Source organism: Agarivorans sp., from assembly GCF_050295395.1.
GTDB lineage: Bacteria > Pseudomonadota > Gammaproteobacteria > Enterobacterales > Celerinatantimonadaceae > Agarivorans.
The window spans coordinates 1-2,239 of the sequence record NZ_JBNKPP010000075.1 but is presented as its reverse complement, the minus strand read 5'-3'; the positions used below and the strand labels follow the sequence as shown (position 1 = coordinate 2,239).

Below are 2,239 nucleotides of genomic sequence, written 5' to 3'. Positions count from 1 at the left end.
GGTTCGAGCTTGAGTGATGCCGATCCCTTACCCATAGCGCTATTCCAAAAGGATTGTAAATTCCATATCGCGGCGTTAGATGGATTAATGAAGCAAGATAGGCATTTTCAATTGTTAGCCTGTAGCAGCAGTGCTGCGGCTCTTAACGCGATAGTGGCTAAGGATTTGGCTATTAGTGCCATGGCCGAATGCAGTGTATCGGCACCACTGAATATTATTGATTCTGGAACACTTCCACCCTTGCCTGTGGTCGCCGTCGCACTGGTTATTTCCGCTAAAGCTTATTCACCAATCAATGCGGAGTTGGCCAAGCAAATTGCACGGGCCTATCAAGGCTACTTGGAATAAGGTTTCACGTGAAACATTCGATTTGATAATGCAGCCTTAAGCCTAGGGACATATAGTAAAGCTGCGCGTAATACATGATGTGACCACTAGTATATGAACTACAATGGACTGATAATTATGCAGGGTCAGTTAACTCAGCTCTTATAGGTTGGAACGTCTTGATTAAGTCCATATTTAATAAAATTTTTAATATCCGCGAAGAGACAATACTGGAGCGACCTAAAAGCTTTAGTCAAACCGATCTCAGTAAATCGTTGGACAAAGTTTCAGCCCCTAAACGCCAAGAAGAACCCGTTGATACCGTGGTGAGTATCGACCTCGCGGCGCTGTTTTACAGCCTGTTGTTTCCCGCCAGAACCAAAGATGCTGGTGGCGTTGCTAATAACCTTGAACGGCGTGTTATGGCTGAAATAGAACTGGCCTTAGCATCGCCACAAGTGATAGCAGAAAAGGTGCTGAAGCTTCCCTCTAAGGTTTTGGAGTTAGACCGTAAATTAGCTGAGCCACAGTTTGATACTAAGGACTTGTTGGCGTTAATCGAGAAAGATCCCTTACTGAGCGTCGAAGTGCTTAAGCTGTGCAACTCACCAGCCTTTAAGCGTGGAGATAGAGAGGTCACAAGCCTGCAACAGGCTTTAGTGCAGCTCGGCCGTGAACAGTTACGCCGCTTTGTGACGAGCTGCCTAGTGCGTGAAATGCTCGATATTAAACCCATTTATTTTCGTCGCTTTGGTGCCGAAATTTGGCGTCATTCGATGCAGGTGGCCTTTTTAACCTGTGAACTGAGTGAAGAAGGTAGAGACACGGCGTTCCTATTAGGATTACTGCATGATGTGGGTAAGCTCGCCATTTTTAAAATGTTGCTCGATGCCTTTGTGCAAGCAGAGCCTGGGGAGCAGCCAAATTCTTGGTTATTCCGACAAGTGATGACAGCCAAATCACTCACCTTAAGTGCTTTGTTGGCAAAGCATTGGCAATTGCCAAGTACCTTTGAAACCGAGCTGGATAAATTAGCCCATGTTCACACTCGGCCGAATGAGGGAATTGCCGCTGTGGTTTGGCGCGCCAATATCATCAGTGAGATTTCGATGCTGCAGCAAGCGGGTAAATTGCCTGCTGATATGCTGAGCAACTTGTTAACCTTGGCTGGACTCGAGCCCGCTCAATTCGAAGCGTTGCACGAAAAACTTCAGCAGTTTTAATATATTGCAGCCAATAAAAAACGCGCTAAAAGCGCGTTTTTTATTAAGACTCTAACGTGCGACTTACTGGAGCAGAGAAATATCCGCTACATGTAAGAACTGCTCACGTAGGTTATTTAGCAGTGCTAAACGGTTGTTTTTCAATGCTTCGTCGTCCGCCATAACCATCACGTCTTCGAAGAACTGGTCAACGCTTTCACGTAAGCTCGCCAGCAGTGTTAATGCCTGTTGGTAATCAGCATTAGCGAACAGCGGAGCGAGTTGAGGCTGCAGTTCGCCAAGCTTAGCGGCTAATGCTTGTTCTGCGGCTTCGGCTAACAGAGCTGAGTTAATCGCAGTGGGTAATTCGCCTTCCACTTTCGCCAGAATGTTAGACACACGCTTATTCGCCGCTGCCAGAGCGCTAGAGGCTTCTAAGCTTCTGAAGTGTGATACCGCATTGATACGGCTATCAAAATCAGCTGGGCGAGTTGGGCGGCGTGCTAATACGGCGAGGATTACGTCAACATCGATACCTTTATCTTGGTACCAAGCACGGAAACGCGCCATTAGGAACTCAAGCACTTCATCGCTTGCATTCGCGTTGCTTAAGTTAGTGCCATGGAGTTCTTGAGCCTTAGCAATCAGGGTCACTAAGTCTAGTGGCAACTTGTTCTCAACGATAATGCGTAACACACCGATAGCGGCGC

Annotated in this window: 2 protein-coding genes and 1 pseudogene; 2 read left to right on the top strand and 1 reads right to left on the bottom strand. The window is 46.9% G+C overall.

Going from position 1 to position 2,239, the window contains the following annotated elements:
* Together ACQY6Q_RS04385 and ACQY6Q_RS04380 are read left to right on the top strand one after the other, a co-directional pair.
* Positions 1–348 (top strand): annotated as a pseudogene (locus ACQY6Q_RS04385) (LysR family transcriptional regulator); the annotation flags it as partial.
* A 158-nt stretch (positions 349–506) separates the two neighbouring features.
* Complete coding sequence (locus ACQY6Q_RS04380; RefSeq protein WP_427978314.1) at positions 507–1,550, top strand: HDOD domain-containing protein; 1,044 nt, start codon at positions 507–509, stop codon at positions 1,548–1,550.
* Between the two features lie 63 nt (positions 1,551–1,613).
* On the opposite strand, the gene ACQY6Q_RS04375 is transcribed toward ACQY6Q_RS04380, so the two are convergent.
* On the bottom strand, positions 1,614–2,239 hold a 626-nt coding region (locus ACQY6Q_RS04375; RefSeq protein ID WP_427978311.1), incomplete at its 5' end, for a glycine--tRNA ligase subunit beta.